This window comes from Nocardiopsis nanhaiensis, assembly GCF_054778635.1.
On the sequence record NZ_BAAGZJ010000011.1, the window covers coordinates 78,193 to 101,534 of the forward strand.

Genomic DNA, 23,342 nt, shown 5'->3' on the forward strand with positions numbered 1-23,342 from the left:
TGCGTCCGGCTAGGGCATGTTCGGCGGACACATACCCTGCTGCGCGTCGCCCCAGCGGCACTGTCACTGCGCATCTCTCAGTCGACAGCCGAACCCGGTCGGGCCCCCGCTGTGCGATGCTGCCGAGCTTGCGAGGCAGTGCACAGCAGGGGAACTCCTCCTTCGGCCTTGTGCCAGCACCACTGGATACGCCCGCCCGTCGCCCGCCACCACCCCTCAACGGACGCCTACGGCGCAGCACCTTCGCGACGGGCAGCATCCACCGAACACGCCCTAGTCGCGGGTGAAGACCGCTGTCTCCTCAGCGTCCACGTCTTCGGGGTCCGTGTCCTCGGACCGTGTTTCCTGGGGTTCCGCACCCGCGGCCGGGACGTCCCGCTCCGGCTCTGGCTCGGATTCGGGGTCAATCCCCGCCTCGGCCGCAGCCTCGGATCCCCCATCGAGGATCTCGGCGAAGGCCAGGTCCGGGGCCTCCTCCTGGTCAGCCTCGTCAGCCGCCCCGGCTACTTCCTGCTCTTCCGAGTCTTCCACAGCCTCTTCGGGAGCTTCGGGCTCGTCGGGCTCGTCCGGCTCCTCAGGCCCCTCGGGCCCTTCCCCGACAGGCTCATCGGCCACATCCGCCTCATCGGCGGCCTCCGCCTCATCCGGAGCGTCTTCGAGCTCCTCTGCGGGATCCGCCGTATCCTGCGGGGTTTCCTCATCGACCTCGTCGGCGGTTTCCTCGGCGTCCGCTTCAGACTCGTCCGGCTCGTCCTCGGATTCGTCGAAGGCTTCGGACTCCGCGGCCGGAGCCTCGACCGGCTCCTCCACGGGCTCCTCTTCGGGGTGCTCGACGGTATCGCCCTCGCCGGTCTCGGCCTCTTCGGCCGCTACCGGGGTGTCTTCGTCGCTCTCCGCGGGCGCCTCTTCGGACTCCTCGACCCCGGCCTCCGGCTCCTCGCCGGGCTCCGCTTGGGTCTCCGGCTCCTCGGCAGCGTACGGATCCGGGCCGGTCGCCGGTTCAGGGGCGGCTCCCGCTTCGGCCTCCGGACCGGTCTCGGGTTCCGGATCGGCGTCTGCTTCCGGGGCCGGTTCGTCCGGGGCCGCAGACTCGAAAACGGGTTCCGGCCAGTCCCCGAGGGTTGGGGTCTCCCACCGGGGGACCTCGAACTCCGAATCCTCTTCGCTCTCCGGGTCCTCTACGTCCGCTGCGTTCTCGTCCTCGCTGACGGGTTCGGGCCCGTCAGCGAGGGGCTCCGAAACAGCGGCGTCCCGCACCGGCTCTTCGGCCGGTGCGGGTGCGCGCCCAGACTCCTCCGGCTCCCACCGCTCTTGTGCCGGTACCGTGCCGACCGCCGTGGCGGCGGCTGGCACGGGGACGGACGACTTCCCCAAACCGTCCGTCCGTTCCGTGTCCGATCTGCCCTCGCCGAACCGGCCCTGGATGATCGCGGCCAGCAGGAGAAGGACGCTCAGTCCGCCGAGTCCCAGGCCGATGTACACCAGCAGGGTTTCAGCGAACACCAGGGCAGCAGCAATGGCGGCAATGGCCGCCAGCACCGCCACGGTGGCGAGAAGGCTAAGGATCACGGGTCGACCAGGGCCTTTACACGTGTTGAGCCGGAGTCTTCAGTTGTTCGGAGCAGCATGCCGCTTGATGAGTTCAGCGACGCTCGTGCGGAGCTTCGCCCGGGTGGAACCCCCCGTGCTGAGCGGGCTCGGGCTGACCGAACGGGTTACCGCCGGGGCCCTGCTGCTGAAGAGCGGGGGTGCCACCGGTCTGCGGGGCCATCGTCTGGAAGCCGCCCGTGGTGTTCGGGTTGGGCTCAGCCGTCTTGCCGTCCTCGTTGAGCTCACGCAGCTGGCGCTCGAAGTAGTCCTTGAGGCGGCTGCGGTACTCGCGCTCGAAGTCCTTGAGCCCGTTGACCTTGTGCTCCAGCTCCTCACGCTGCTGGACCAGGCTGCCCATGACCTGACGGTGGCGCTCCTGGGCGTCACGGTCGAGGTTCTCCGAGCGGGCGCGGGCCTCCCCGATGATCTGGTCGGCCTGGCGGCGGGCCTTGCCGAGGATGTCCTCGGACTCGTGGCGGGCGCGGCCGAGGGTCTCGTCCGCCTCGCGGCGGGCGTCGGAGATCGCCTGGTCGGCGGTCTGCTGGGCGAGCGCCAGGACACGGGCGGCCGTGTCCATGTTCTCCTCGCCGCCCATGGCCAGGTTGCCCCCGGTCATCGCGGCCATCTGGGCCTGCGGGCTCTGAGCCTGGGGCTGGGGCTGGGGCTGCTGCGGCTGCTCGACAGGCTGCTGTGCCTGGACGGGCTCCGGCCGCATCTGCTCCATCTGCTGCGGGGCCTCGGGGGCCTGCTGCTCCTGGGGCTGCTGGAAGTCCTGCATGCCCGCGTTGGGGACCTTGCCCCGGAGGCACTCGGCGAGCTTGCCGCGCAGTTCCTCGTTCTCCTGGATCAGTCGGTCCAGCTCAGACTCGACCTCGTCGAGAAAGGCGTCGACCTCTTCTTCGTCGTACCCCGGTCGAAGCCGGGTAGTGCTGAACTGCTTGTTCCGCACATCGGCGGGTGTCAGCGGCATGTTCGTCTCCTTGGCGCGCTTGGAGTCCGTCCGTAGGGACGCTACCTGATCGTGACCTTACGGCAATCCAGATCATGACCAAGACCACATATCGGAACCAGGGGGCACATGATCCCCCCGGCTCGCCTCTATCCCATGCTGACCATCAAGCTCCCCAGAATACTCTGCAGGATGATGATGCCGAAGAAGAGGACCAGCACACTCAGATCGAGTGCGATGCTCCCCAACCGGATCGGCTTGATGAACCTTCGCAGGAACCTCAGTGGCGGATCGGTGATCGTGTACACGATCTCAGCGAGCACAAGCACGAACCCGGTGGGCCGCCAGGTCCTGGAGAAGGACTGCACCATCTCCAGGACCACCCTCGCTATCAGCACGAAGACAAACAGCTGCAGCAGAAGTGACAGCGCTGACAGGACCATACTCACGGTCGTTCCCCGACCCAATCTCTGGACAAATGTGATGATCTAGCTCTGATTGAAGAACCCTCGCTCGGCGATCCGCGCCTTGTCTTCCGCGGTCACCTCGACGTTGGCCGGGGACAGCAGGAACACCTTGTTGGTTACGCGTTCGATACTGCCATGGAGACCGAAGATCAGGCCAGCCGCGAAGTCGACGAGACGCTTGGCGTCGCTGTCGACCATCTCGGTCAGGTTCATGATCACCGGTGTACCTTCCCGGAAGTGCTCTCCGATCGTACGCGCCTCGTTGTAGGTGCGCGGATGGAGCGTTGTGATTCGAGCCAGGTCGGCCATCGAAGCAGAGGCCGTCGTGGCGGTAGCACCGCGTCGCTCACCCGTTCCCAGGTAGTCGCCGGTGTCCGTCACAGCCTCGCCCCGTGTTTCCTCGCCTCGCAGAGTGTCAGCGTCGCGGTCACGCTGTTCGTCCACGCCATCGTCGAAATCGTCGAACTCATCATATTCGTCCGCATAGCGGTGATCGTAACGGTCGTCCTCCACGAGGCCGAGGTAGACCGCCATCTTGCGCATCGCGCCGGCCATCTCATGCCCTCCGTCGTCCCCGCGGCCTCAACCGCAGCCGACTCCTTCGTCTTCGGCCGCTGTGCCCCGCGTAGGCGGGTTGTTCGTCCATTCGGGCGAACGCCACAGACAGGCCCCAAGGTCTATGTGGGGACATTACCCCACGATCGGTCCCCGAGAGCCGAGCAACGCCGTACCGAGGCGCAGGTGTGTCGCGCCGCGCGCAACGGCCGCTTCGAGGTCTCCGCTCATCCCCGCGGAGATCACTGTGGCCCGAGGGTAGCGATCCCGAATGCGCCCTGCCACTTCGTCGAGTCGGGCGAAAGCGTCATCAGGGTCACCCTCCAGGGGGGCCACCGCCATCACTCCGCCGAGGGTGAGCGCCTCGTGCTCCTCGATGCGCTCCGCGAGTTCGAGAGCGTCACTCGGGTCGACTCCCCCGCGCGGGCCGATGACCCCGGCCTGGGAATCGGTGTCCAGGTTGACCTGGACCAGGCAGCTCAGCTGCCGCCCCGACGCGGCCGCCCGGTCTCCCAGGGCCCGGGCGAGCTTGGCCCGGTCGACCGAGTGCACTATGTCCGCGTAGGTGGCGACCGACTTGGCCTTGTTGCTCTGGAGCTGACCGACGAAGTGCCAGGTGAGACCGAGGTCAGCGGTCTCCGCCGCCTTGGGCGCGGCCTCCTGGTCACGGTTTTCCCCGACGTCGGTGACTCCGAGCGAGGCGAGAATACGCACATCGCTGGCCGGATAGGTCTTGGTCACCGCGACCAGCGACACCTCAGCGGGGTCGCGGTCGGCCTTCTCACAGGCCGCGTCGATCCTGGCCCGCGTCGCCGCCAGGTTGGCGCGGATCTGCTCGGTGCGCGCGGGGTCGGAGTGTGACACGGGAGTTCCTTCTGTTGACTGCTGCGGCTTGAGTGGCCGGATGCGGCCGGAGCGGCCGGGGTTTCGGAATTGGTGCGAAGTTTCGGGTGGGGCTGGCAGGGGCGGGTTCTGGGATTCTTCTGAGGCTCCGGGGACCGGAGGGACCTCAGTTGCGCCAGAGGAAGGAGGCGAAACGTCCAGTGGGCGCTTGCCCCCGGTGCGAGAAGAGTTCGTCGCTCTCCAGTGTGCACCGCCCGTCCGTAGTGATGTCGCTTACACCTGAACGGCGCAGTTGGGCGGTGACCGCGGCGAGCATGTCAACCCCGGTGGTGCCCTGCCGGGTGGTGGAAGCCGCCTCGGGGGCGTGCTCGGCCGTCTCGGCCTGGAGTTCGGGGGGTACCTCGTAGCAGCGACCGCAGATGGTCGGGCCGAGGAAGACGCTGAGCGAGGCAAGGCGGGCGCCCTGGGCGAGCATCGCGTCGACCAGGTTGACGGCCACCCCGTGCGCGGTGCCCAGACGGCCCGAGTGGGCCGCGCCCAGCACCCCTGCCCCGGCGTCGGCGGCGAGGACGGGCAGGCAGTCCGCCGCCATCGAGGCGAGGACCAGGTCCGAGCGGGTGGTCACGACACCGTCGCAGGCGCCGACGGCACCGGGTTCGGTGGCCACGAGCACGTCCGCGCTGTGGACCTGGTTCATCCACACGACCCGACCGATGTCGAACCCGAAGTCCTCCGCCGCGCGGGCGCGGTTGGCCAGGACCCTCTCACGGGTGTCACCCGTCCCCAGTCCCAGGTTGAGTGAGTCGTACGGCGGCTGACTCACCCCGCCCTTGCGTTCGGTGACGGCGGCACGGACTCCGTGCCCCAGGTCGATGACGTTGCCCATCGGCGCGACGCGGTCCTTCCCTCGGCCCACGCGGGGAAACAGCCGTCGGCGTTTCCTCCGGGGGCAGCTTCTCCGGGGGCAGCGACGGTTTCTCCGGGGGCAGCGACGGTCCCGCCGCGAGATGCGGCGGGACCGGCTGACACGTCGATGGTACCGGGGCTCCGGCGAAGAGTTACTTCAGGAACTCCGGGACGTCGAGGTCGTCGGGGTCGTCGAAGATCACGCGCCGCCGAGGCGTGGGAACCTCTCCGCGGCGCTCGGAGGAGTCCGAGACCGCGTGGATGTGGCTGGGCTGTGCTTCCTGCTCGGCCTCCGGCTCCGAAGCGAACGGCTCCTCAGGCTGAGCGGCCTGCACCTCCCGCTCCGCCGGCTCGGCCACCCGGTGGGAGCCCGCGTAACCGTTGCCCTGGGCCTGTTCCGGCGCGACGGCGGGCCGCTCCGGTTCGGCGTGCTCCTGGGCCTGCGGCGCCGGCTCCGCCTCAGGCGCCGTTTCGGCCTGCGGAGCCGGTGCAGGCTCGGGCTCCGGCCTGGCCGGCTCCGGAGTGACGGACGGCTGCACCGGCGGCATGGCGGGCCGCGGTGCCTCCTGGGCGGGCTGGGACGGGCGGGACGGAGCGATCCACGGCATGCTGGTGGCCGGCGCCCCGCTCGCGTCTTCGGTGGACGGCGCCGCCTTGTCCGACGGGCCCCCCTCACCGGACGTGATGCCTGCCGTGGGGGCGACGGCCTCAGGAGGGTCCACGGACTGGTGCTCCCGCACCACGGTGCCGGTGACCTCGGGCTCATCGAAGCCCGCCGCGATCACGGTGACCCGCACCTCATCGCCGAGGGCATCGTCGATGACGGCGCCGAAGATGATGTTGGCTTCGGGTGCGGCCGAGTTGGCGACCAGCTGTGCCGCTTCGTTGATCTCGAAGAGACCGAGGTCGGAACCGCCCTGGATGGACAGCAGCACCCCGTGTGCCCCGTCGATACTGGCTTCCAGGAGTGGTGAGGAGATCGCCAGCTCCGCCGCCGCGACGGCCCGGTCGTCTCCCCGTGCGGATCCGATTCCCATCAACGCCGATCCCGCCCCGGACATGACCGACTTGACATCGGCGAAGTCCAGGTTGATCAGTCCCGGTGTGGTGATCAGGTCGGTGATTCCCTGAACACCGGAGAGCAGGACCTGGTCGGCCGCCTTGAAGGCGTCCAGGACGCTGACCTGCCGGTCAGAGATGGACAGCAGTCGGTCGTTGGGGATCACGATCAGGGTGTCGACCTCCTCGCGGAGCATCGCGATTCCCGACTCGGCCTGGGTGGCCCGCCGCTTGCCCTCGAAGCCGAAGGGGCGGGTGACCACGCCGATGGTGAGAGCCCCGAGGGAACGAGCGATGTTGGCGACGACCGGTGCTCCCCCGGTCCCGGTGCCGCCTCCCTCTCCGGCCGTGACGAAGACCATGTCGGCCCCCTTGAGGACCTCCTCGATCTCCTCACGGTGGTCTTCCGCGGCCTTCCGGCCGACGTCGGGGTTGGCGCCCGCGCCAAGGCCACGGGTGAGCTCACGGCCGACGTCGAGCTTGACGTCCGCGTCGCTCATCAGCAGCGCTTGCGCGTCAGTATTGATCGCGATGAACTCGACGCCTTTGAGCCCCTCTTCGATCATTCGGTTGACGGCGTTGACACCGCCGCCGCCGATGCCGACGACTTTGATGACCGCGAGGTAGTTCTGCGGTGCTGCCACGACGAGGGGCCTTTCCGCTCGCATGCGCCGTCCCGTCTCCGCGTCCGCTGGCTGTGGCCAGCGGGTGCGCCGACGGTTCGGCATCCGGTTCTACAGTGCGTTTCGGGTCACCCCGGACAGCGAACCCCAAGGCTGCTGGTTGCGGGGACCCGGGGCCACCGGTACCGTCCTTCCGCTTCCGGCCCGACCCTGTCGGTCCGGCTTGCGGCCCGCTCCGAGAAGCGGGGCGAAACAGTTCCTGCGTACCCCGAAAAGCGTGTTTTACTACGTTGTTGACGGTGGTTGTGCTCCCCGACAGTAAGCGGACTGCCGGGTACGGGCAACCGATGACGACTTCAGCCTAACTGCGTATAACGCAAGGAAGCGAAGCGCACACTCGGCGCGTCGCGTCTGGAATGTCCACGACGCGAGCCGATTCGATGTGTCCTGGATGCACTTGTCCCCATAGCGGCCCATTGCCCGGACTGTTCCGACTCCGGCCCTTCCTTGGGGCCGCTTCACTGGACGATGGCCAGTTCCGGGGTCCCGACGTCGTAGACGCGCCCGTCCTCCGGCGGGTGCTCGCGCATCAGCACGCGCAGGACGTCGCTCTTGTCCCCGGAACCGGACGCGTCACCCCACTCCACGGCGGAACCGTCGCCCAGCTCGACGGTGATCGCTTCGGTGTCGGTAGCGTCGATGAGCTGTATCTGGGCGATGAGGGAGTCCGGGGCCTCCTCGACGATGTCCGCCGCAGCCCCGACCGCCTCGTTGCCCTCGATCTCCCCGGTGACCCTGACCAGCGGGTGCGTGCCGGGCCGGGTCTGCGAGTCCTCGATACGCACCCCGTCGCCGTCGACGAGGCGGTACTCCTCCCCCACCCGAATGGACAGGAGTGGCCGCCGCTCGACCACCTCCACGTTGAGGCTCGCGGGCCAGCCGCGCGTCACCGTCGCCGACTCGACCAGGTCCAGGCTCTCGGCCCGTTCGCGGCCGCGGTCCAGGTCCACCCGAATCAACGGGGTACCCGTGTCCACGGCCACGGCCGACACGACCTCGTCCTCCTGGACCCGGTCCAAACCGCTGACGGCGACGTCGCGTACGACGAGCAGGCGGGAGCCGAGAAGCACCCAGGTGACCACACAGACCAGTGAGACGACGAGCAGTACCGCGAAGGTCACCTTCCACGGGTCCCGCCCCTGCGGAGCCCCGGCCCCGGCCCTGTCCTGGCCAGCGTCCACGTGTGTACTCCCTAGTTGGTTCCGGTGCCTTCCGCCGCCTCCGTCAGCACTGCAACGATCTGCGGGCCCAGCTCCGTGACATCGCCCGCGCCCATGGTGAGCACGATGTCCCCGGGTTTGGCCAGCTCCGCGGCCCGGCGCGCCGCCTCGTCGCGGCCCGGCACGTACTGGACCCCGTCATGGGTCACGCGGGAGGTGATGAGCTCGCCGGTGACCCCGGGCTCGGGGTCCTCGCGGGCCGCGTAGATCTCCGTCACCACGACCTCGTCCGCCAGGCTCAGCGCGGCCGCGAACTCCTCGGCGAAGATGCGGGTCCGGCTGTACAAGTGCGGCTGGAACAGGGCCACGATCCTGCCCTCCGGGATCTCGCCGTCCGCGTCCTCGGTGAAGGACCTCAGCGCGGCACGGGTGGCGCGCAGGTCAGCGTCGATCTCGGTGGGGTGGTGTGCGTAGCTGTCGTAGACACCCACCCCGTTGCCCTCGCCCTTGAGCTCGAAGCGGCGGGAGGCACCGGCGAAGTCGGCGATGCCCTCCACCGCGACGTCCAAGTCGTGGCCGAGCTCGTCGGCCACCGCGACGGCCGCCGCCGCGTTGAGGACGTTGTGGCGGCCCGGGACGGCCAGGGTGCCGTCGATCGGCTCGCCCTGAGCGGTTTCCAGGGTGAACTCGGTGGTGAAGCCGCGCGCACGGATCCGGGTGATCCGGTAGTCCGCGTCCTCGGCCTCGCCGTAGGTGACCACCCTCTTGCCGCGCTCGCGACCGAGTTCGGCGACGGTACGGGCACCGGGGTCGTCGATGCCGACGATCAGGGTGCGCTCGACACGGTCGACGAAGTCCGCGAAGTTGGCGTGGATCTCGTCGAGGCCGCTGTAGTTGTCCAGGTGGTCGGCCTCGACGTTGGTGACCACGGCGATTTTGGGCGAGAGCATCAGGAAGGACCCGTCGCTCTCGTCCGCCTCCACCGCGACGGTCTCGCCGAGCCCGGCGTCGGCGCCCAGGCCGGTGGTGACCAGCTTGCCGCCGATCACGTAGCCGGGGTCCACGCCCAAGTGCTGGAGGACCACGGTGACCATGGAGGTCGTGGTGGTCTTGCCGTGGGTACCGGATACCGCGATGCCCTGGCGGTTCAGGAGCAGGGAGCCAAGAGCCGCGGCCCGGGGCAGGATACGGATGCCACGGGCACGGGCCTCGGCGAGTTCGGGGTTGTCCTCCCGGATGGCGGAGGAGACCACGAGGGTCTCGGCCTTGCCCAGGTTCTCGGCGGCGTGGCCGACGTGCACCTCGGCGCCCATCTCCTCCAGTTCGCGGAGCGTGTCGCTGTCGCGGGCGTCACTGCCCGAGATCTCGACACCCGACTGCAGCAGCACACGGGCAATTCCGGACATACCGGCCCCACCCAGACCGATGAAGTGGGTGCGTCCGAGCTCGTCGACGGGGACCGGGTCGGTCGGTTTGACCAGGCTCATCGTGCGTCCTTCCCGTCGTCGTAGTAGGCGTCGTCGCCTTCGTCGTCCGGAACCGGCAGGTCCGGTGTCGGTTTGTCTCCGCGGGCGATCCCCATGACCTCGCGGGCCAGTTCCTCGTCGGCGTCGCGGCGGCCCATGCGTGCGGCCGCCTCGGACATGGCCACCACGCGGTCGGTGTCGGTGAGCAGCGGGATGAGCTGGTTGGCGATCCAGTCCACCGAGATGTCGGCGTTGTCGACCACCAGGCCGCCGCCCGCCTGGACGATCGGCTCCGCGTTGAGGGACTGTTCGCCGTTGCCGATGGCCAGCGGCACGAAGGCACCGGGCAGAGCGACGGCGGTGAGTTCGGCGCAGGTCATCGCGCCGGAACGGCACATCGCGACGTCGGCGGCGGCGTAGGCCATGTCCATGCGGTCCACGTAGGGCACCGCCACGTAGGGGATGCCGTCCTGGGTGAGGTCCTGCGGCTCCTCGGCGTTCTTGGGGCCGACGACGTGCAGCACCTGGACGCCCGCGTCACGGAAGGCACCGGCAGCGTTGAACGCGGTCTCGTTGATGCGCTGGGCGCCCTGGGACCCGCCGAAGATCAGCAGGGTGGGCAGGTCGGGACGTAGACCGAAGTAGGCACGGGCCTTGTCACCCATGGCCAGCCGGTCCAGCGAGGTGATCTGACGGCGCAGCGGAATACCGATGAAGCGCCCGTTGCGGATCTGGGTGTGCGGGTGGCCGGTGTACACGTGCGGGGTGAGCCGCGCGCCGAGCCGGTTGGCCAGGCCCGGGAGCGGGTTGGCCTCGTGCACCACGATGGGGATCCGGCGGCGCCGGGCCGCCAGGTATCCGGGGGTGGCCACATAGCCGCCGAAGCCGACGATGACGTCGGCCTGGAGCTTGTCCAGTTGCTCACCTGCGGCGCTGAGCGCACCCGCGAGCTTTCCGGGGACCGTGAGCAGCTTCGGGGTGATCCGACGCGGCAGCGGAACCGCGGGGATCAGGCCCAGTTCGTAACCGCGCATGGGAACGAGCCGGGTCTCCAGGCCCCGCTCCGTGCCCAGGCAGAGGATCTCCGTGTTGGGGGCAATACGCCGCAGTGCGTCCGCTAGGGAGAGTGCGGGCTCGATATGCCCGGCCGTGCCGCCTCCGGCTAGGGCTACCCTCATCGTCGCCTTTTCCTCCTTGGCCGGTCACCCGCCGGGACCGGTCCGCTCTTGTTCTTGGCCGTTGTCTTGGTGCCGCGATCCTCCGATGTGCGCGGGGCGCGCGGCGTGGTGGTGCGCTTGGAGGCCGAGGGGCCGCCCCGGTTCCGTACGGACCCGGTGATGTTCTCCAGACCAAGCCAGCTTAGAGCCCTTTGGACCCAACTGGGACCCCGGGCGGCCAGGGCCTTCTGTGCCTGGGGTTCGTTCCGCGCGATGGCGAGCAGCACACCGAGGCCGATCATGGTCGGAATGAGCGCGGAACCACCATAGGAGACCAGCGGAAGCGGGATCCCCGTGACGGGGACCAGACCGATGACGGCGGCGATGTTGATCATCGACTGGCCGATGATCCAGGTCACGATGGCGAAGGCGGCCAGCCGCGAGAACGGGTCCTTGACGCGGAAGGCCACGCGCAGTCCCGCGTAGCCGAGCAGACCGAAGAGGCCGATCACCAGCAGGGTGCCGATGAGACCGAACTCCTCGCCGATGATGGCGAAGATGAAGTCGGACTCGGCGAAGGGCAGGAAACCCCACTTCTCCCGGCTGGCGCCGATACCGACCCCGAAGATCCCACCGGTCCCCAGAGCGTAGAGGCCGTGCAGGGACTGGAAGCCGGAGTCGGCGGGGTCCGCGCCCGGGTCGAGGAAGGCCGTGATCCGGGTGATCCGGAAGGGCTCGATGGCGATGACGATCGCCGCGAGGCTCAGGACCAGGCCGAACATGCCGACGAAGAGCTTGCCCGGCGCGCCCACGACCCAGAGCAGGCTCAGGAAGATGAGCAGCAGCACCAGGGTGGTGGACAGGTCCGACCCCAGGAGCACGAGCAGCGTGAGCAGGCCGCAGCCGGGTAGCAGCGGGATGAGCAGGTGCCGCCACTCGGTGAGTTCCTTCAACTCCTCCTTGCGGGCGAGGATGTTGGCGCCCCACAGCGCGAAGGCGAGTTTGGCGGGCTCGGACGGCTGGATGAGCAGGCCGCCGATCTCCAGCCAGCGGATCGCGCCGTTGACCTCAGTGCCTTGGAAGGCGGTCAACAGGAGCAGGGCCACCGACAGGATCATCGCCGGGTAGCCGACCATGCGGTAGATCCACAGGGGCAGCTGCGAGGCGATCACCATGAGCGGCAGCCCGACCATCGCCGACGCCAGCTGGCGCTGGAACATGGAGAAGGCGGATCCGGTCTCGGTGATGGAGTTCACCATCGTCGAGGACAGCACCATGACCAGACCCAGCGCGATGAGCATCACGCCGGTACTGAGGATCAGGTAGTACGACGTGAGCGGGCGGTCCAAGGACCTGGCCCACTCGCGCCAGACCGCACGTTCGCGCCCACCGGACGCCGCGCGCTCCCGGGTACGGGCCACCCGGGGCACCGTTGTCGTCGCCGCCATCCACACCCTCCGCACGATTCGCGCCTCAATACTTGCGTACCGGCGGGTTGGGAACCGTGGACATTTCCCGCGTGTTGGCCATCTTTGGCACCCCGGTCGGGTGTGTCTGCGCACATTCGAAGCCGCCCGCACACGTGGCGTAACTGAGGGGCGGAGGAAGGTTACTCAGCGGAGTCGGTGGACCGCCTCGGTGAAGTAGCGGCCGCGCTCGGGATAGTTGGTGAACATGTCCATCGAGGCGGCCGCGGGGGCCAGCAGCACCGTGTCGCCCTCCTGGGCGAGGGCTGCGGCCCGGGCGACCACCGCGTCCATGACCGTGTGCTCGGGCGGCGCGTCCGCGGCGGGGCCCTCCACCTCGATTACGGGCACGTCCGGGGCGTGCTCGGCCAGGGCTTCGCGGATCCGCTCCCGGGCGGCGCCGATCAGCGCGGCGCCGCGCAGGCGCTCGGCGGCGCCGACGACCAGCTGGTCGACCTCGGCGCCCTTGAGGAGGCCGCCGGCAATCCACACCACCGAGGGGTAGGCGTTGAGCGACGCGGCGGCGGCGTGCGGGTTGGTGGCCTTGGAGTCGTCGACGTAGTCGACACCGCCGACCGCGGCCACGTGCGCGATGCGGTGGGGCTCGGGCTCGAACGCGGCCAGGCCGGCGCGTACCGCCTTCGGTGCGACCCCGACCGAACGGGCCAGGGCGGCCGCGGCCAAGGCGTTGGCGACGTTGTGCGGCGCGGCCGGGCGCACGTCCGCGAGTCCGGCGAGCTCCTCGGTGCTCCTGTGCGGCTCGGCGACGAAGGCCCGGTCGACGAGCAGCTCCTCGACCACACCGAGCTCACCGGCCTTGGGGGTGTCCAGGCGAAGGCCGACCAAGGGGGTGTGGGGGTCGCCCTCTTCCTCGGCCAGGCGCACCGACCAGGCGTCGGCGGTGTTGGCCACCCGGATGGTGCCCCGGGCGAACACCCTGCCCTTGGCCCTGGCGTAGGGCTCCAGCCCGCCGTGCCAGTCCAGGTGGTCGGCGGCGATGTTGAGGACCGTGGCTGCGTGCGGGCGGACGCTGTTGGACCAGTGCAGCTGGAAGCTCGACAGCTCCACGGCGAGGATGTCGTGCACGTGGCCGTCGTCGTCGGGCAGGACCGCCGCCACGACGGGGGTGCCGACGTTGCCGACCGCGAGCGCGTCACGGCCGTCCGCGCGCAGCATCGCCTCCAGCATGCGCACGGTGGTGGTCTTGCCGTTGGTCCCGGTGATGGCGAGCCACACCTGGTCGGCGGGTTTGAGCCGCCATGCCAGCTCCACGTCCCCGATGACCTCGATCCCGGCCGCCGCCGCGCTGACGAGGAGTGGGGAGTCGGGGCGCCAGCCGGGCGAGGTGACGACCAGGTCGCAGCCCTCGGGCAGTGTGTCGGAACCCAGGACGACCTCGGCTCCGGCCTCGCTCAGCGCAGCAGCCACCGGGCGGGTGACGTCGTCGTCGCGGCCGTCGACGACGACCACGCGGGCGCCCCGGGACAGGAGGGCCCCGGCGACGGGAGGACCGGAGACGCCCAGGCCGGCGACGCAGACCCGCGCGCCCGCGAAGGGGTTGTCGCCCTCGGTGGAAGCGGGAGCTGCGGAGGTGGAGTGACGGTGGTGCGGCATGCTTCTAGCTTGGCATCCATTCCAGGTAGAAGAGTCCGATCGCCACCGCCATGAACAGGCCCTGGATGATCCAGAACCGGATCACGATCGTGGTCTCCGCCCAGCCCTTGAGTTCGAAGTGGTGCTGGAGCGGAGCCATGCGGAACACCCGTTTGCCGGTGAGGCGGAACGAGGTGATCTGGATCATCACGGACATGGTGATGATGACGAACAGACCACCGATGAGCAGCAGCAGGAGCTGGGTGCGGGTAGTGATGGCCAGGCCCACGATGAGGCCGCCGAGGGCCAGGGAGCCGGTGTCGCCCATGAAGATCTTGGCGGGCGGGGCGTTGTACCAGAGGAAGCCGAGGCACGACCCGAGTACGGCTGAGGCCACCACGGCCAGGTCCAGAGGGTCCCGGACCGTGTAGCAGTTGGCGGTCAGCGCTTCCACGCAGGACTGTCGCAGCTGCCAGTTGCCGATGATGACGTAGGCGGCCAAGGAGAGGATGACCGCGCCGGTGGCCAGACCGTCCAGGCCGTCGGTCAGGTTCACGGCGTTGGAGAAGCCGACGATGAGGAACAGCGCCCAGATGACGAACACGCCGATCATCAGCGGCGGCCCGAAGTCGCGGAGGAAGGACAGCTGGGGCGCGGCCGGGGTGTAGCCGTACCCGTTGGGGAACATGGTGACGCCGTAGGCGAAGCCGACGCCGACCACCGCCTGGCCGACCATCTTCGCGCCGCTGCGCAGACCCAGGCTGCGGCGCTTGTAGATCTTGATGAAGTCGTCCAGGAAGCCGACGGCGCCCATACCGACGAACAGGAACATCACCAGCAGGCCGGAGGCCGTGGGGGTGGTCCACAGGGCCAGGTGCGAACCGAAGTAGCCGATGACCGCACCGAGGATGACGACGATGCCGCCCATGGTGGGGGTGCCCTGCTTGGTCTTGTGGCCCTCGGGTCCGTCGTCGCGGACTTCCTGGCCGAACTTGAACCGGTACAGGAGCTTGATCAGGGGCCGCATGGACAGCATGGACACGATGAGTGACAGTGCCGCCGCTACGGTAATGCCGATCACTGGACATCACCCTTGGTGATGAGGTCGATAACCCTTTCGAGCGCAGCCACGCGCGATCCCTTCACAATGACGACGTCTCCTGTGCGCATCCGTTCGCGCACCGCGTCGGCTGCCGCCTCCGCGTCGGGAACCCGGATGCTCTCACCGTTCCACCGCCCTTGCTGAGCGGCGCGTTCGGCGCCGACGGCGATCCCTTCGGCCGCCGAGCCGACCACGACCAGGTGGGCCGGGCCGGTCTCGGCGGCCAGCTCACCCACTCTCTCGTGCTCGGCGTGGCCGTCATCGCCGAGCTCCGCCATGTGGGCGAGCACGGCGATGGACCGGCGGTCCCGGGCGAGCGCGCCCAGGGTGGTCAGTGCCGCCCGCATCGACTCGGGGTTGGCGTTGTAGGCGTCGTTGACGAGGGTGACACCGTCGTGTTCGGTGACCTCCATGCGCCAACGGCTGACCGGGGTGGCCGCGCCAAGGGCCGCGGCGATGTCTTCGATGTCCATGCCGAGGTCGTCGGCGACGGCCGCGGTTGCCAGCGCGTTGCTGACCTGGTGGGCGCCGACCAGTCCGAGCCTGACCCGGGCCGTGCGGCCGCGCAGGTTCAGTGTGAAGGACGGAGCGCCGTCGGCCTCCAGGCGCACGTCGGTGGCGCGCACCCGGGCTTCCTCAGCCGTGCCGTAGAGGACCACACGGGCCTCGGTGCGGGACGCCATCGCGCGTACCCGCGGGTCGTCGGCGTTGAGGACGGCCACGCCGCCCGCGCCACGACGGTCGGTTCCGGCGGGAAGGGCCTCGACGAGCTCTCCCTTGGCCTGGGAGATGGCGTCTCGGTCGCCGAACTCACCCATGTGCGCGCTGCCCACGTTGAGGACCACGCCGATCCGGGGCGGGGCGACGCGGCACAGGTGGGCGATGTGTCCGATACCGCGGGCCGCGACCTCCAGCACCAGGTGTTTGGTGCCGGTGTGCGACCGCAGCACCGTGAGCGGGTGGCCGATCTCGTTGTTGAACGATCCGGCCGGGGCCACGGTGGGTCCCATGCGTCCGACGACCTGCGCGACGAGGTCCTTGGTGGTGGTCTTCCCGGAGGAGCCGGTGACCCCCACGACCTCGGTCGTGGCCGCCTCGCGCGCCGGGTCGCTGAGTTCCCGGGCCACGTGGCGGGCCAGCCGGGCCAAGGCCTCGACAACCTCGTCGTCGCCACCGTCCACCAGAAGGTGGGGGGCGTCCACGGGCCGCGATGCCAGGACCGCCACCGCGCCCGCGGCCACGGCCGCTCCGGTGAAGTCGTGTCCGTCGACCCGTTCACCGCTCAGCGCGACGAAGAGCGCTCCTGGCGCCACCTGTCGTGAGTCGATGACGACGGGACCGTCGATGACGGCGTCGGGGCGCGCTGATCCGCCAAGGGCGGTTTGGGTGATCTCAGCGATCCGATCGAGCGTGAGCGCGATCAAATCCACTCCTCATGTCGGGCCCGGCTCACGACGCCCCAGGGGCATTGGCCACCCGGCCTCGGGTTCGGGTCAGGGGATGGCACCGCGGATAACCGTGCGCGCGGTGCCGCGCCGGGCTTCCCCACGGTTTCGGCCTGCACCGTGCCGTGGGCGCCACCGTGGGCGGCACGTGTCAGGCTGCGATTGCCGGACCTACCTTAGAACATGTTGGGGTGTCTGGGGTCCCGGCGGGGCCCCGTGTGAAGCAATATGCGCCACTTCGTGACCGCTATCGGTCGCATCACTCACGTTCCGCGCACGTCAACGGCGTGCGGGTAGCGGGGACACGGCGCGGGGCCGTGTCCCGGTCGGGTGGAAATCCCGGGGCGTGTCCCCCGGAGTCTCGCGGGCTCACCGATCGTCCGGCGGCCGGTGCACGTTCTGGAGGGCGCTGCCGAGCCGTTCGCTGGCGCGGTTGCGCAGTGCGTCCTCTATGGCCGCCCGCAGGATCTCGCGGTCGTCGAAGGGCAGCACCTCCCCCTTGACGTACTGGCCGGTCTCGTGGCCCTTGCCCGCGACCACCACCACGTCTCCCGGGCCGGTTCGGTGCACACCCAGCCCGATGGCTTCGGCGCGGTCGAACTCCACGGTGACCCGGGCCCGCTGGTCCTCGGGGACTTTGGACACGCCCTCCAGCATCGCGGTGGCGATGGCGACGGGGTCCTCGGTGCGCGGGTTGTCGTTGGTGATGATCAGCTGGTCGGCCAGACGCGCCGCAGCTTCGCCCATGAGCGGTCGTTTGGCCCGGTCGCGGTCGCCGCCGCAGCCGAGGACCATGGTGACCCGGCCGTCGGTGGTGGCCCGCAGCGCGCCCAGTACGGCCTCGATGGCCCCGGGTTTGTGCGAGTAGTCGACCAGGGCGGTGAAGTCCTGGAACCCAGCGGACGCGGATGCCTCGACCTGCTCCATCCGGCCCGGAACACCCGGTGCCACGGCCACCCCGGCGATGGCGGTCTCCAGCGGCAGCCCGGCCTCGACCAGGCCGACGATGGCGGCCATCGCGTTGGAGACGTTGAACGGACCGGGCAGGGCCACGGAGGCCTTGGCCTCCATGCCGCCTGGGCCGACGATACGGAAGGTGCTCCCGGTGGCTCCCAGATGGACGTCAACGGCCGTCCAGTCCGCCGCCATGGCGTTCCCCGGCCCGGCGTCCGAACCGCCCTCCACGGCGAAGGTGGTGATCGGCACCTCGCCGCGTGCCTCGACCATGTCCAGGAGCGCCCGGCCGAAGCGGTCGTCCGTGTTGATCACGGCGATGTCGCAGTACTCGGGAGTGAACAGGCGCGCCTTGGTGTCGAAGTAGTCGCGCAGGTCCGAGTGGAAGTCCAGGTGGTCCTGCGACAGGTTCGTGAAGACCGCGACGTCGTAGCGCGTCCCACCGACGCGCCCCAGGGCCAGGGCGTGGCTGGAGACCTCCATGGCCGCGGCTGCGACCCCGCGCTCGCGCATGACCGCGAACAGGCCGTGCAGGTCGGTGGCCTCGGGTGTGGTCAAGGAGGAGGTGACGCGCTCGTCGCCCACCCGCATCTCCACGGTCCCGATCAGGCCGGTGCTCATCCCGGCCTGGCGCATACCGGACTCGATCAGGTAGCTGATCGTGGTCTTGCCGCTGGTGCCTGTGGTACCGACCAGGAGCAGCTCCCGGGCGGGGTCGTCGTAGACCCAGGCCGCCGCGGTGCCAAGCGCGGCTCGCACGTCGGGCACGACCACGACGGGCAGGCCGGTGGCGGCGGAGCGGTCGGCGCCCGCGGTGTCGGTGATGATCGCCGCGGCCCCCGCCTCGACCACTTGGTTCGCGAAGTCGGCGCCGTGCGCGCGGGTACCGGGCAGGGCCGCGTACAGGTCTCCCTGGCGCACCTTGCGGGAATCGTGGGTCATGCCGCGGACGTGCACCTCCCGGCCGGGCATCTCGGCTGGGCGGTCCGCACTGAGGTCCGGGCGCAGAAGTGTGGTGTCCGGCCCGAGCAACTCTGCGAGGGCGGACAGTGGACGGAGTTTGGTGTGTTCAGGTCGCATTACCGGTGGCACGTGTGGAGGTTAACGGGTGTGGAGGACCTGTCGGTAATTTCCGCGCTGCGTTCTCGGGTCATTCGCCCTTCGGGTCCTGCCACCAGGTTACGCTCCTCCACCCGCGATGACCTTGCCCCAGCTCCATCCGCGAGCGCCGAGGATGGAGGGCGGGGGGAAGATCATCCTTATCCGAGGAGGGTTCTTGATGGGTGAGCGTCCGCTGGTGCTCGACGGTGGCCTGGCCACCCGTCTGGAGTCGTACGGGTGCGACCTCGGCGGCGGGCTGTGGTCGGCCCGGCTGTTGGCCGAAGCGCCCGAACTGATCGCGCGGGTGCACCGGGACTACTTCGAGGCGGGCGCGGACGTGGCGATCGCGGCCGGGTACCAGGCGAGCGTGGGCGCGTTCGGCGGGCACGGCATCCCTCCGGGTGAGGCCCGAGGCCTGATCGCCGGGTCCGTGGAGTTAGCGCGGGCGGAGCGGGACGCGTTCGGCTCCGGCCTGGTGGCGGCCGGAGTGGGCCCGTACGGCGCGGCCCTGGCGGACGGTTCCGAGTACACCGGCGCCTATGACCTGGATGAGGACGAGCTGTACTCCTGGCACCGGGAACGCTGGCGGGTCCTGACGGATGCCGGGGCGGACCTGGTGGCCTGCGAGACACTGCCGTCGCTGGCCGAGGCCCGGGCACTGGCCCGGCTGCTGTCGGACACCCCGGGGGCACGGGCGTGGTTCAGCTTCTCCTGCGCCGACGGAGAGCGGATCAGCGACGGCACACCCCTGCGGGACGTGGCGGCGGAGCTTGCGCCGCTGTACGACCGCGGGCTCCTGGTCGCGGTGGGGGTGAACTGCGTGCCGCCCCGGAACGTGCCGCCGCTCCTGCGGGAGGTGGCGGCGGCGGGGCTGCCCTCGGTCGCCTACCCCAATTCGGGTGAGCTCTGGGACGCCCGGAACGGGCGCTGGACCGGCAGCGGGGACCCGGAGGGGTTCGGGTCGGCGGCCACCGCGTGGTGCGCGGACGGCGCGGTGTTCGTGGGCGGCTGCTGCCGCACCGGCCCCGAACACGTGCGCGCCATCCGCGCCGGTGTCGACTCGGTACCGCGCTGAGCACGCTCCGGCCCAGCCGTCGGCGCGGCTCTAGCCGGCGTCCTCCTCGTCCTCGTCCTCGTCCTCGAACAGGCGGATGGCCGGGGCGTCGGAATCCGACGGCGGGACCTGCATGGTCTTGAGGGCGAAGGACATGATGTCGTTGAACACCGGGCCGGCCGCCTCACCGCCGTAGTAGGTGTCCTGCGGATTGTGCAGGACCACTTGGACCACCAGTTCCGGGTCGTCGGCCGGAGCGAAACCGGCGAAGGTCGCCGTGTACCCGCCGTCGTCGTAGCCGCCCGTCTCCGGGTTCATCCGGTTGGCGGTACCGGTCTTGCCCGCGACCCGGTAACCGTCGATCCGGGCCTGCGGGGCGGTACCCTCGTCGCTGGTGACGGCCTCCAGCATCAGGGACAGGTCCTCTGCCGTCTCCTCGCTGATCACGCGGGTACGTTCGGCCTCTTCGGCGGGGTTGAACTCCCCGTCGCTGTCGACCGTCCCGGCCACGAGCTGGGGCTGGACCCGGACGCCGTCGTTGGCGATGGTGGCGTAGACCGACGCCATCTGGGTGGCGTTCACGGAGAGGCCGTGGCCGATGGACACCGACGGCAGCTGGGTCCCCCACCAGTCGTCGGGGTCGGTGAGCACACCGGCCTCCTCCCCGGGCAGTGCCAGGCCGGACGGCTGCCCGAGCCCGAAGTCCTCCATGTAGGAGTGCAGCACACCGGCCTGCACCTGGTCGGCCATCTTGATCGTGCCGACGTTGCTGGACTGGGCCATGATGCCGTTGGTGGTGAGCCTCTGGGTCCCGTCGTTGCTGGCGTTGCGGAAGGTCTGGTCGTAGTACTGGAGGGCGTAGGGCACCGTGTAGACGGTGTCCGGCGTGGTCTCGCCCTCCTCCAGCGCGGCCGCGGCGGTGATCACCTTGTTCGTACTGCCGGGTTCGAAGGTCTCGGCCACCGCACCGTTGGACCACTCCTCGGGTCCGGTCTCTGAGATGTCGTTCTGCGAGTACGACGGGTAGTCCGCCATCGCGAGGATCTCGTGGTCCCGGTTGGTGACGATGGCGCTGCCGCCCTCGGCCTCCAGCTCCTCCACCCGTTCGGCCAGCGCCTGCTGGACGTACCACTGGAGGTCGCGGTCCAGAGTCAGGCGCACGTCCTGGCCCGGCTCGGGTTCGCGCACCAGACCGCCGGCCATGGGGATCTGGGTGCCGTCACTGCCGACCTCGACCTGGCGCTTGCCCGCCTCACCCCCGAGGGTCTCGTCCAGGTACCCCTCCAGGCCCTCGAGGCCGTGGCCCTCCGCACCCACGAAACCCACCAGGTCGGCGGCTCCGGTGTCCTCGGGGTAGACGCGCTCGTAGTCGACGTCGGCACCCACCCCGGACAGGCCAAGGTCCTGCAACTCCTGCCAGTCGGACGGCGCGACCTGGGTGGCCACCACCTGGTAGCGGCTGGGCGCGGCGTCGACCTGGGCCGCGACCTCGTCCTCGTCCAGGTCGAAACGGGTGACGAGCTCGTCCACGAGTTCGTCACGCTCCTCCTCCTCGACCTCCGCGGGGTCCACGAAGACGGTACGGACCTCCGTCGACAGGGCGAAGGGGTTGCCGTCGGCGTCGGTGATCTGGCCGCGCAGAGTGGGGATGTCGATGGTCTGCATCCGCAGGTCGGCCGCGGCCTCCGCGTAGGTTTCGGCCTCGATGCCCTGGATCTGGGTCAGCCGCCCGGCGAAGAGCACCATGATCACGACGATGATGATCCCGCCGATCTTGATCCGCTTGCGCGGGTTACCCGCACGGAAGGTACGGCGCAGCATCGGGGGCGGAGGCGGCGGGGCCGGGCTCTTGCGCCTGGGCCGTTCACCGCCCCTCCGTACCTCGCGTGCCGGACGTCCCTGGGCACTGCCGGAGGAGCGGGTGCCGGCGGAGCGGCCGCGCGCGCCTCCGGCAGGGCGCCGCGGCTCGCGTTCCGGGCGCTTGCTCGGCCGGGACCCGGAACGGCCGGACGCTCCGGGTCTGCGGGGGTCGCGGGGGCGTCGGTCCCGGGGGTTGCTCACTCACTGCTCCCTGTGTCCCCGGTGATCTCACCGTTGTCCAGGTCGAGGAAGCGCGGGGCCTCGCCCTGTTCCATTCCCATCTCCTCGGCCTCCTCGGCGATGCGCTCCGAGGTCTCCAACTGGGACACGTTGCGCTCCAGCTGCTGCTCCACGTAGGACAGCTCACGGTTCTCGGACTGGAGACTGGTGATGGCGTAGGCCTCCTGAGCCACAACGCTGCGCAGGACCAAGAGCGCCACCAGAGCACCGCCGAGCAGGCACAGGATGAGCAGGACGAAGGGGATCTTCGGCGCGGGACCGGTGCCGCCGGGGCGGGTGGTGCGCGTCGTCGCCGCTGGGCGGGTGGGCCGTTTGGGCGCTGCTGGACGCGCCTTGGTGCCCGTGCGACTGGTGGTCGTGCTCCGCCCCTTCGCGGTGCGGTGCGTGTCCGTCTTCGTACCCATCAGCTCTCCCTACTGCCGCGACGGCCAGCGCACCCGTTCGGCCGCCCTGAGACGTGCCGACTGCGCGCGCGGGTTGCGTTCGTTCTCTTCGTCCGTGGGGAGTTCCGAGCCCCTGGTGAGGAGCCGGAGTTCCGGTTGGCGGTCCGGGAGGGGGACCGGAAGGTCAGCGGGCGTGGTGTCCTTCGCCAGGGCCACGAGGGACTTCTTGGTGATCCGGTCTTCGAGTGAGTGGTAGGAGAGCACGGCGATGCGGCCGCCGACGCCGAGCCGCGAGAGGGCCGCCGGCAGCGTCTCCTGGAGGATGGCGAGTTCGGCGTTGACCTCGATGCGCAGGCCCTGGAAGGTGCGCTTGGCGGGGTGGCCACCGGTGCGCCGCGTGGCCGCGGGAATGGCGTCGCGGACCAGTTCGGCCAGTTCGCGGGTGGAGTCGATGCGCCCCTTCGCGCGGCGGCGGTCGATCGCCTTGGCCACGCGTGAGGCGAACTTCTCCTCCCCGTACTTGCCGAGGACCCTGGTGAGTTCGGCGACGGAGTAGTCGTTGACGACCTCTTCCGCGCTGAGCGCTTGGGTGCGGTCCATGCGCATATCGAGTGGCGCGTCGTGCGCGTAGGCGAAACCGCGGTCGGTCTCGTCCAGCTGCGGCGACGAGACGCCGAGGTCGAGCAGGATCGCGTCGGCCTCCTTCACTCCGGCCTCGTCGAGGGCGCGGGGGATGTCGGAGTAGAGGGCATGCACGAAGTGCGTGCGGTCGGCGTAGGGGGCCAGGCGCTTGGCACTGCGCTCCAAGGCGGTGGTGTCGCGGTCCACTCCGACCAGGCGCATGCTCGGGCAGGCCTTGAGCAGCGCCTCGGAGTGTCCGCCCAGGCCGAGTGTGCCGTCGATGAGCACCGCCCCGGGGTGGCTGAGTGCCGGGGCGAGCAGCTCCACGATCCGGTCGAGCATGACCGGTACGTGACGGGGGTCCGTTTCGGCCTGGCTCTGTTCGGTCTGGCTCTGGTCGGGCGAGTCGTCCCCGTTGGACTGCTCGTGCTGCCGTTGGTCCCCCATGCGGTGCCGTTCCTCCACGCTCTCGCGGTCTCCCCCTGAGTCCGTGGAACGCACTGGGCACGCCCCACGGTGTCCTTTCGCGTGGCCGACCGGGATACCGGCAGGCCTCCGGACACGGGCGCTATTGTCCACCTTTCGGTGGGCGTACGCTCACGACCTGGCACCGGGGAAGTCGCGCCAGCTCGTGTGACCGTCTCCGGAGACCGCTACCGGTCCCGGTATTGCATGGACTCAGTACCCT

Annotated in this window: 19 protein-coding genes; 1 reads left to right on the top strand and 18 read right to left on the bottom strand. The window is 69.9% G+C overall.

Annotated features, from left to right (window positions below):
* Positions 1-273: 273 nt before the first annotated feature.
* The 15 genes from ACYVD1_RS07685 to ACYVD1_RS07755 form a co-directional block, all read right to left on the bottom strand.
* Positions 274-1,569 carry a hypothetical protein gene (locus ACYVD1_RS07685; RefSeq protein WP_460769577.1) on the bottom strand — a complete coding sequence of 432 codons (1,296 nt, stop codon included), beginning with the start codon at positions 1,567-1,569 and terminating at the stop codon, positions 274-276.
* A 73-nt stretch (positions 1,570-1,642) separates the two neighbouring features.
* A complete protein-coding gene (locus tag ACYVD1_RS07690; RefSeq protein WP_460769581.1) occupies positions 1,643-2,560 on the bottom strand; it encodes a DivIVA domain-containing protein in 918 nt (305 codons plus the stop codon).
* Positions 2,561-2,688: 128 nt separating this feature from the next.
* Positions 2,689-2,988 (bottom strand): YggT family protein, encoded by a 300-nt coding sequence (locus tag ACYVD1_RS07695; RefSeq protein ID WP_460769584.1) that lies wholly within the window; start codon positions 2,986-2,988, stop codon positions 2,689-2,691.
* Between the two features lie 39 nt (positions 2,989-3,027).
* The gene (locus ACYVD1_RS07700) at positions 3,028-3,561 is read right to left on the bottom strand and encodes a cell division protein SepF (RefSeq protein WP_460769586.1); all 534 of its coding nucleotides are present in this window, start codon (positions 3,559-3,561) and stop codon (positions 3,028-3,030) included.
* A gap of 135 nt (positions 3,562-3,696) precedes the next feature.
* The gene (locus ACYVD1_RS07705) at positions 3,697-4,425 is read right to left on the bottom strand and encodes a YggS family pyridoxal phosphate-dependent enzyme (RefSeq protein ID WP_460769588.1); all 729 of its coding nucleotides are present in this window, start codon (positions 4,423-4,425) and stop codon (positions 3,697-3,699) included.
* Between the two features lie 145 nt (positions 4,426-4,570).
* Positions 4,571-5,290, bottom strand: a complete 720-nt coding sequence (gene pgeF / locus ACYVD1_RS07710) for a peptidoglycan editing factor PgeF (protein WP_460769590.1) — start codon at positions 5,288-5,290, stop codon at positions 4,571-4,573.
* 172 nt (positions 5,291-5,462) lie between these two features.
* Positions 5,463-7,013 (bottom strand): cell division protein FtsZ, encoded by a 1,551-nt coding sequence (ftsZ, locus tag ACYVD1_RS07715; protein ID WP_460769593.1) that lies wholly within the window; start codon positions 7,011-7,013, stop codon positions 5,463-5,465.
* A 497-nt stretch (positions 7,014-7,510) separates the two neighbouring features.
* Positions 7,511-8,233, bottom strand: a complete 723-nt coding sequence (locus ACYVD1_RS07720) for a cell division protein FtsQ/DivIB (protein WP_460769595.1) — start codon at positions 8,231-8,233, stop codon at positions 7,511-7,513.
* 11 nt (positions 8,234-8,244) lie between these two features.
* Entirely contained in the window at positions 8,245-9,699 is a 1,455-nt protein-coding gene (gene murC, locus ACYVD1_RS07725) for a UDP-N-acetylmuramate--L-alanine ligase (protein WP_460769597.1), read from the bottom strand.
* Positions 9,696-10,856: an undecaprenyldiphospho-muramoylpentapeptide beta-N-acetylglucosaminyltransferase gene (gene murG, locus ACYVD1_RS07730; protein WP_460769599.1), complete on the bottom strand. Its 1,161-nt coding sequence runs from the start codon at positions 10,854-10,856 to the stop codon at positions 9,696-9,698. The genes murC and murG overlap by 4 nt, the downstream gene beginning before the upstream one ends.
* Positions 10,853-12,283, bottom strand: coding sequence for a putative lipid II flippase FtsW (gene ftsW / locus ACYVD1_RS07735; RefSeq protein ID WP_460769602.1), 1,431 nt, complete (start codon positions 12,281-12,283; stop codon positions 10,853-10,855). The genes murG and ftsW overlap by 4 nt, the downstream gene beginning before the upstream one ends.
* A 165-nt stretch (positions 12,284-12,448) precedes the next feature.
* Positions 12,449-13,915, bottom strand: a complete 1,467-nt coding sequence (gene murD, locus ACYVD1_RS07740) for a UDP-N-acetylmuramoyl-L-alanine--D-glutamate ligase (protein ID WP_460769604.1) — start codon at positions 13,913-13,915, stop codon at positions 12,449-12,451.
* A gap of 4 nt (positions 13,916-13,919) precedes the next feature.
* Positions 13,920-14,975 (bottom strand): phospho-N-acetylmuramoyl-pentapeptide-transferase, encoded by a 1,056-nt coding sequence (mraY, locus tag ACYVD1_RS07745; RefSeq protein ID WP_460769606.1) that lies wholly within the window; start codon positions 14,973-14,975, stop codon positions 13,920-13,922.
* Positions 14,972-16,420, bottom strand: coding sequence for a UDP-N-acetylmuramoyl-tripeptide--D-alanyl-D-alanine ligase (locus ACYVD1_RS07750; RefSeq protein WP_460769608.1), 1,449 nt, complete (start codon positions 16,418-16,420; stop codon positions 14,972-14,974). The genes mraY and ACYVD1_RS07750 overlap by 4 nt, the downstream gene beginning before the upstream one ends.
* Positions 16,421-16,810: 390 nt before the next feature.
* Complete coding sequence (locus tag ACYVD1_RS07755; RefSeq protein WP_460769611.1) at positions 16,811-18,475, bottom strand: UDP-N-acetylmuramoyl-L-alanyl-D-glutamate--2,6-diaminopimelate ligase; 1,665 nt, start codon at positions 18,473-18,475, stop codon at positions 16,811-16,813.
* 199 nt (positions 18,476-18,674) lie between these two features.
* On the opposite strand from ACYVD1_RS07755, the gene mmuM reads away from it, so the two are divergent.
* On the top strand, positions 18,675-19,571 hold the full coding sequence (mmuM, locus tag ACYVD1_RS07760) for a homocysteine S-methyltransferase (protein ID WP_460769613.1): 897 nt from the start codon (positions 18,675-18,677) through the stop codon (positions 19,569-19,571).
* Positions 19,572-19,601: 30 nt separating this feature from the next.
* Here the strand turns inward: mmuM and ACYVD1_RS07765 are convergent, their stop codons facing one another.
* The 3 genes from ACYVD1_RS07765 to rsmH are packed head-to-tail and all read right to left on the bottom strand — an operon-like array spanning position 19,602 to position 23,101.
* Entirely contained in the window at positions 19,602-21,611 is a 2,010-nt protein-coding gene (locus ACYVD1_RS07765; RefSeq protein ID WP_460769615.1) for a peptidoglycan D,D-transpeptidase FtsI family protein, read from the bottom strand.
* Positions 21,608-22,054, bottom strand: coding sequence for a hypothetical protein (locus ACYVD1_RS07770; RefSeq protein ID WP_460769617.1), 447 nt, complete (start codon positions 22,052-22,054; stop codon positions 21,608-21,610). The genes ACYVD1_RS07765 and ACYVD1_RS07770 overlap by 4 nt, the downstream gene beginning before the upstream one ends.
* A gap of 9 nt (positions 22,055-22,063) precedes the next feature.
* Positions 22,064-23,101 carry a 16S rRNA (cytosine(1402)-N(4))-methyltransferase RsmH gene (rsmH, locus tag ACYVD1_RS07775; RefSeq protein ID WP_460769682.1) on the bottom strand — a complete coding sequence of 346 codons (1,038 nt, stop codon included), beginning with the start codon at positions 23,099-23,101 and terminating at the stop codon, positions 22,064-22,066.
* Positions 23,102-23,342 lie beyond the last annotated feature (241 nt).

Coding starts and splice junctions, on each gene's coding strand:
- ACYVD1_RS07690 (WP_460769581.1), bottom strand. CDS start 2,560: ATGCCGCTGACACCCGCCGATGTGCGGAACAAGCAGTTCAGCACTACC.
- ACYVD1_RS07700 (WP_460769586.1), bottom strand. CDS start 3,561: ATGGCCGGCGCGATGCGCAAGATGGCGGTCTACCTCGGCCTCGTGGAG.
- pgeF (WP_460769590.1), bottom strand. CDS start 5,290: ATGGGCAACGTCATCGACCTGGGGCACGGAGTCCGTGCCGCCGTCACC.
- murC (WP_460769597.1), bottom strand. CDS start 9,699: ATGAGCCTGGTCAAACCGACCGACCCGGTCCCCGTCGACGAGCTCGGA.
- murG (WP_460769599.1), bottom strand. CDS start 10,856: ATGAGGGTAGCCCTAGCCGGAGGCGGCACGGCCGGGCATATCGAGCCC.
- ftsW (WP_460769602.1), bottom strand. CDS start 12,283: ATGGCGGCGACGACAACGGTGCCCCGGGTGGCCCGTACCCGGGAGCGC.
- murD (WP_460769604.1), bottom strand. CDS start 13,915: ATGCCGCACCACCGTCACTCCACCTCCGCAGCTCCCGCTTCCACCGAG.
- ACYVD1_RS07755 (WP_460769611.1), bottom strand. CDS start 18,475: ATGCGACCTGAACACACCAAACTCCGTCCACTGTCCGCCCTCGCAGAG.
- mmuM (WP_460769613.1), top strand. CDS start 18,675: ATGGGTGAGCGTCCGCTGGTGCTCGACGGTGGCCTGGCCACCCGTCTG.
- ACYVD1_RS07770 (WP_460769617.1), bottom strand. CDS start 22,054: ATGGGTACGAAGACGGACACGCACCGCACCGCGAAGGGGCGGAGCACG.
- rsmH (WP_460769682.1), bottom strand. CDS start 23,101: ATGGGGGACCAACGGCAGCACGAGCAGTCCAACGGGGACGACTCGCCC.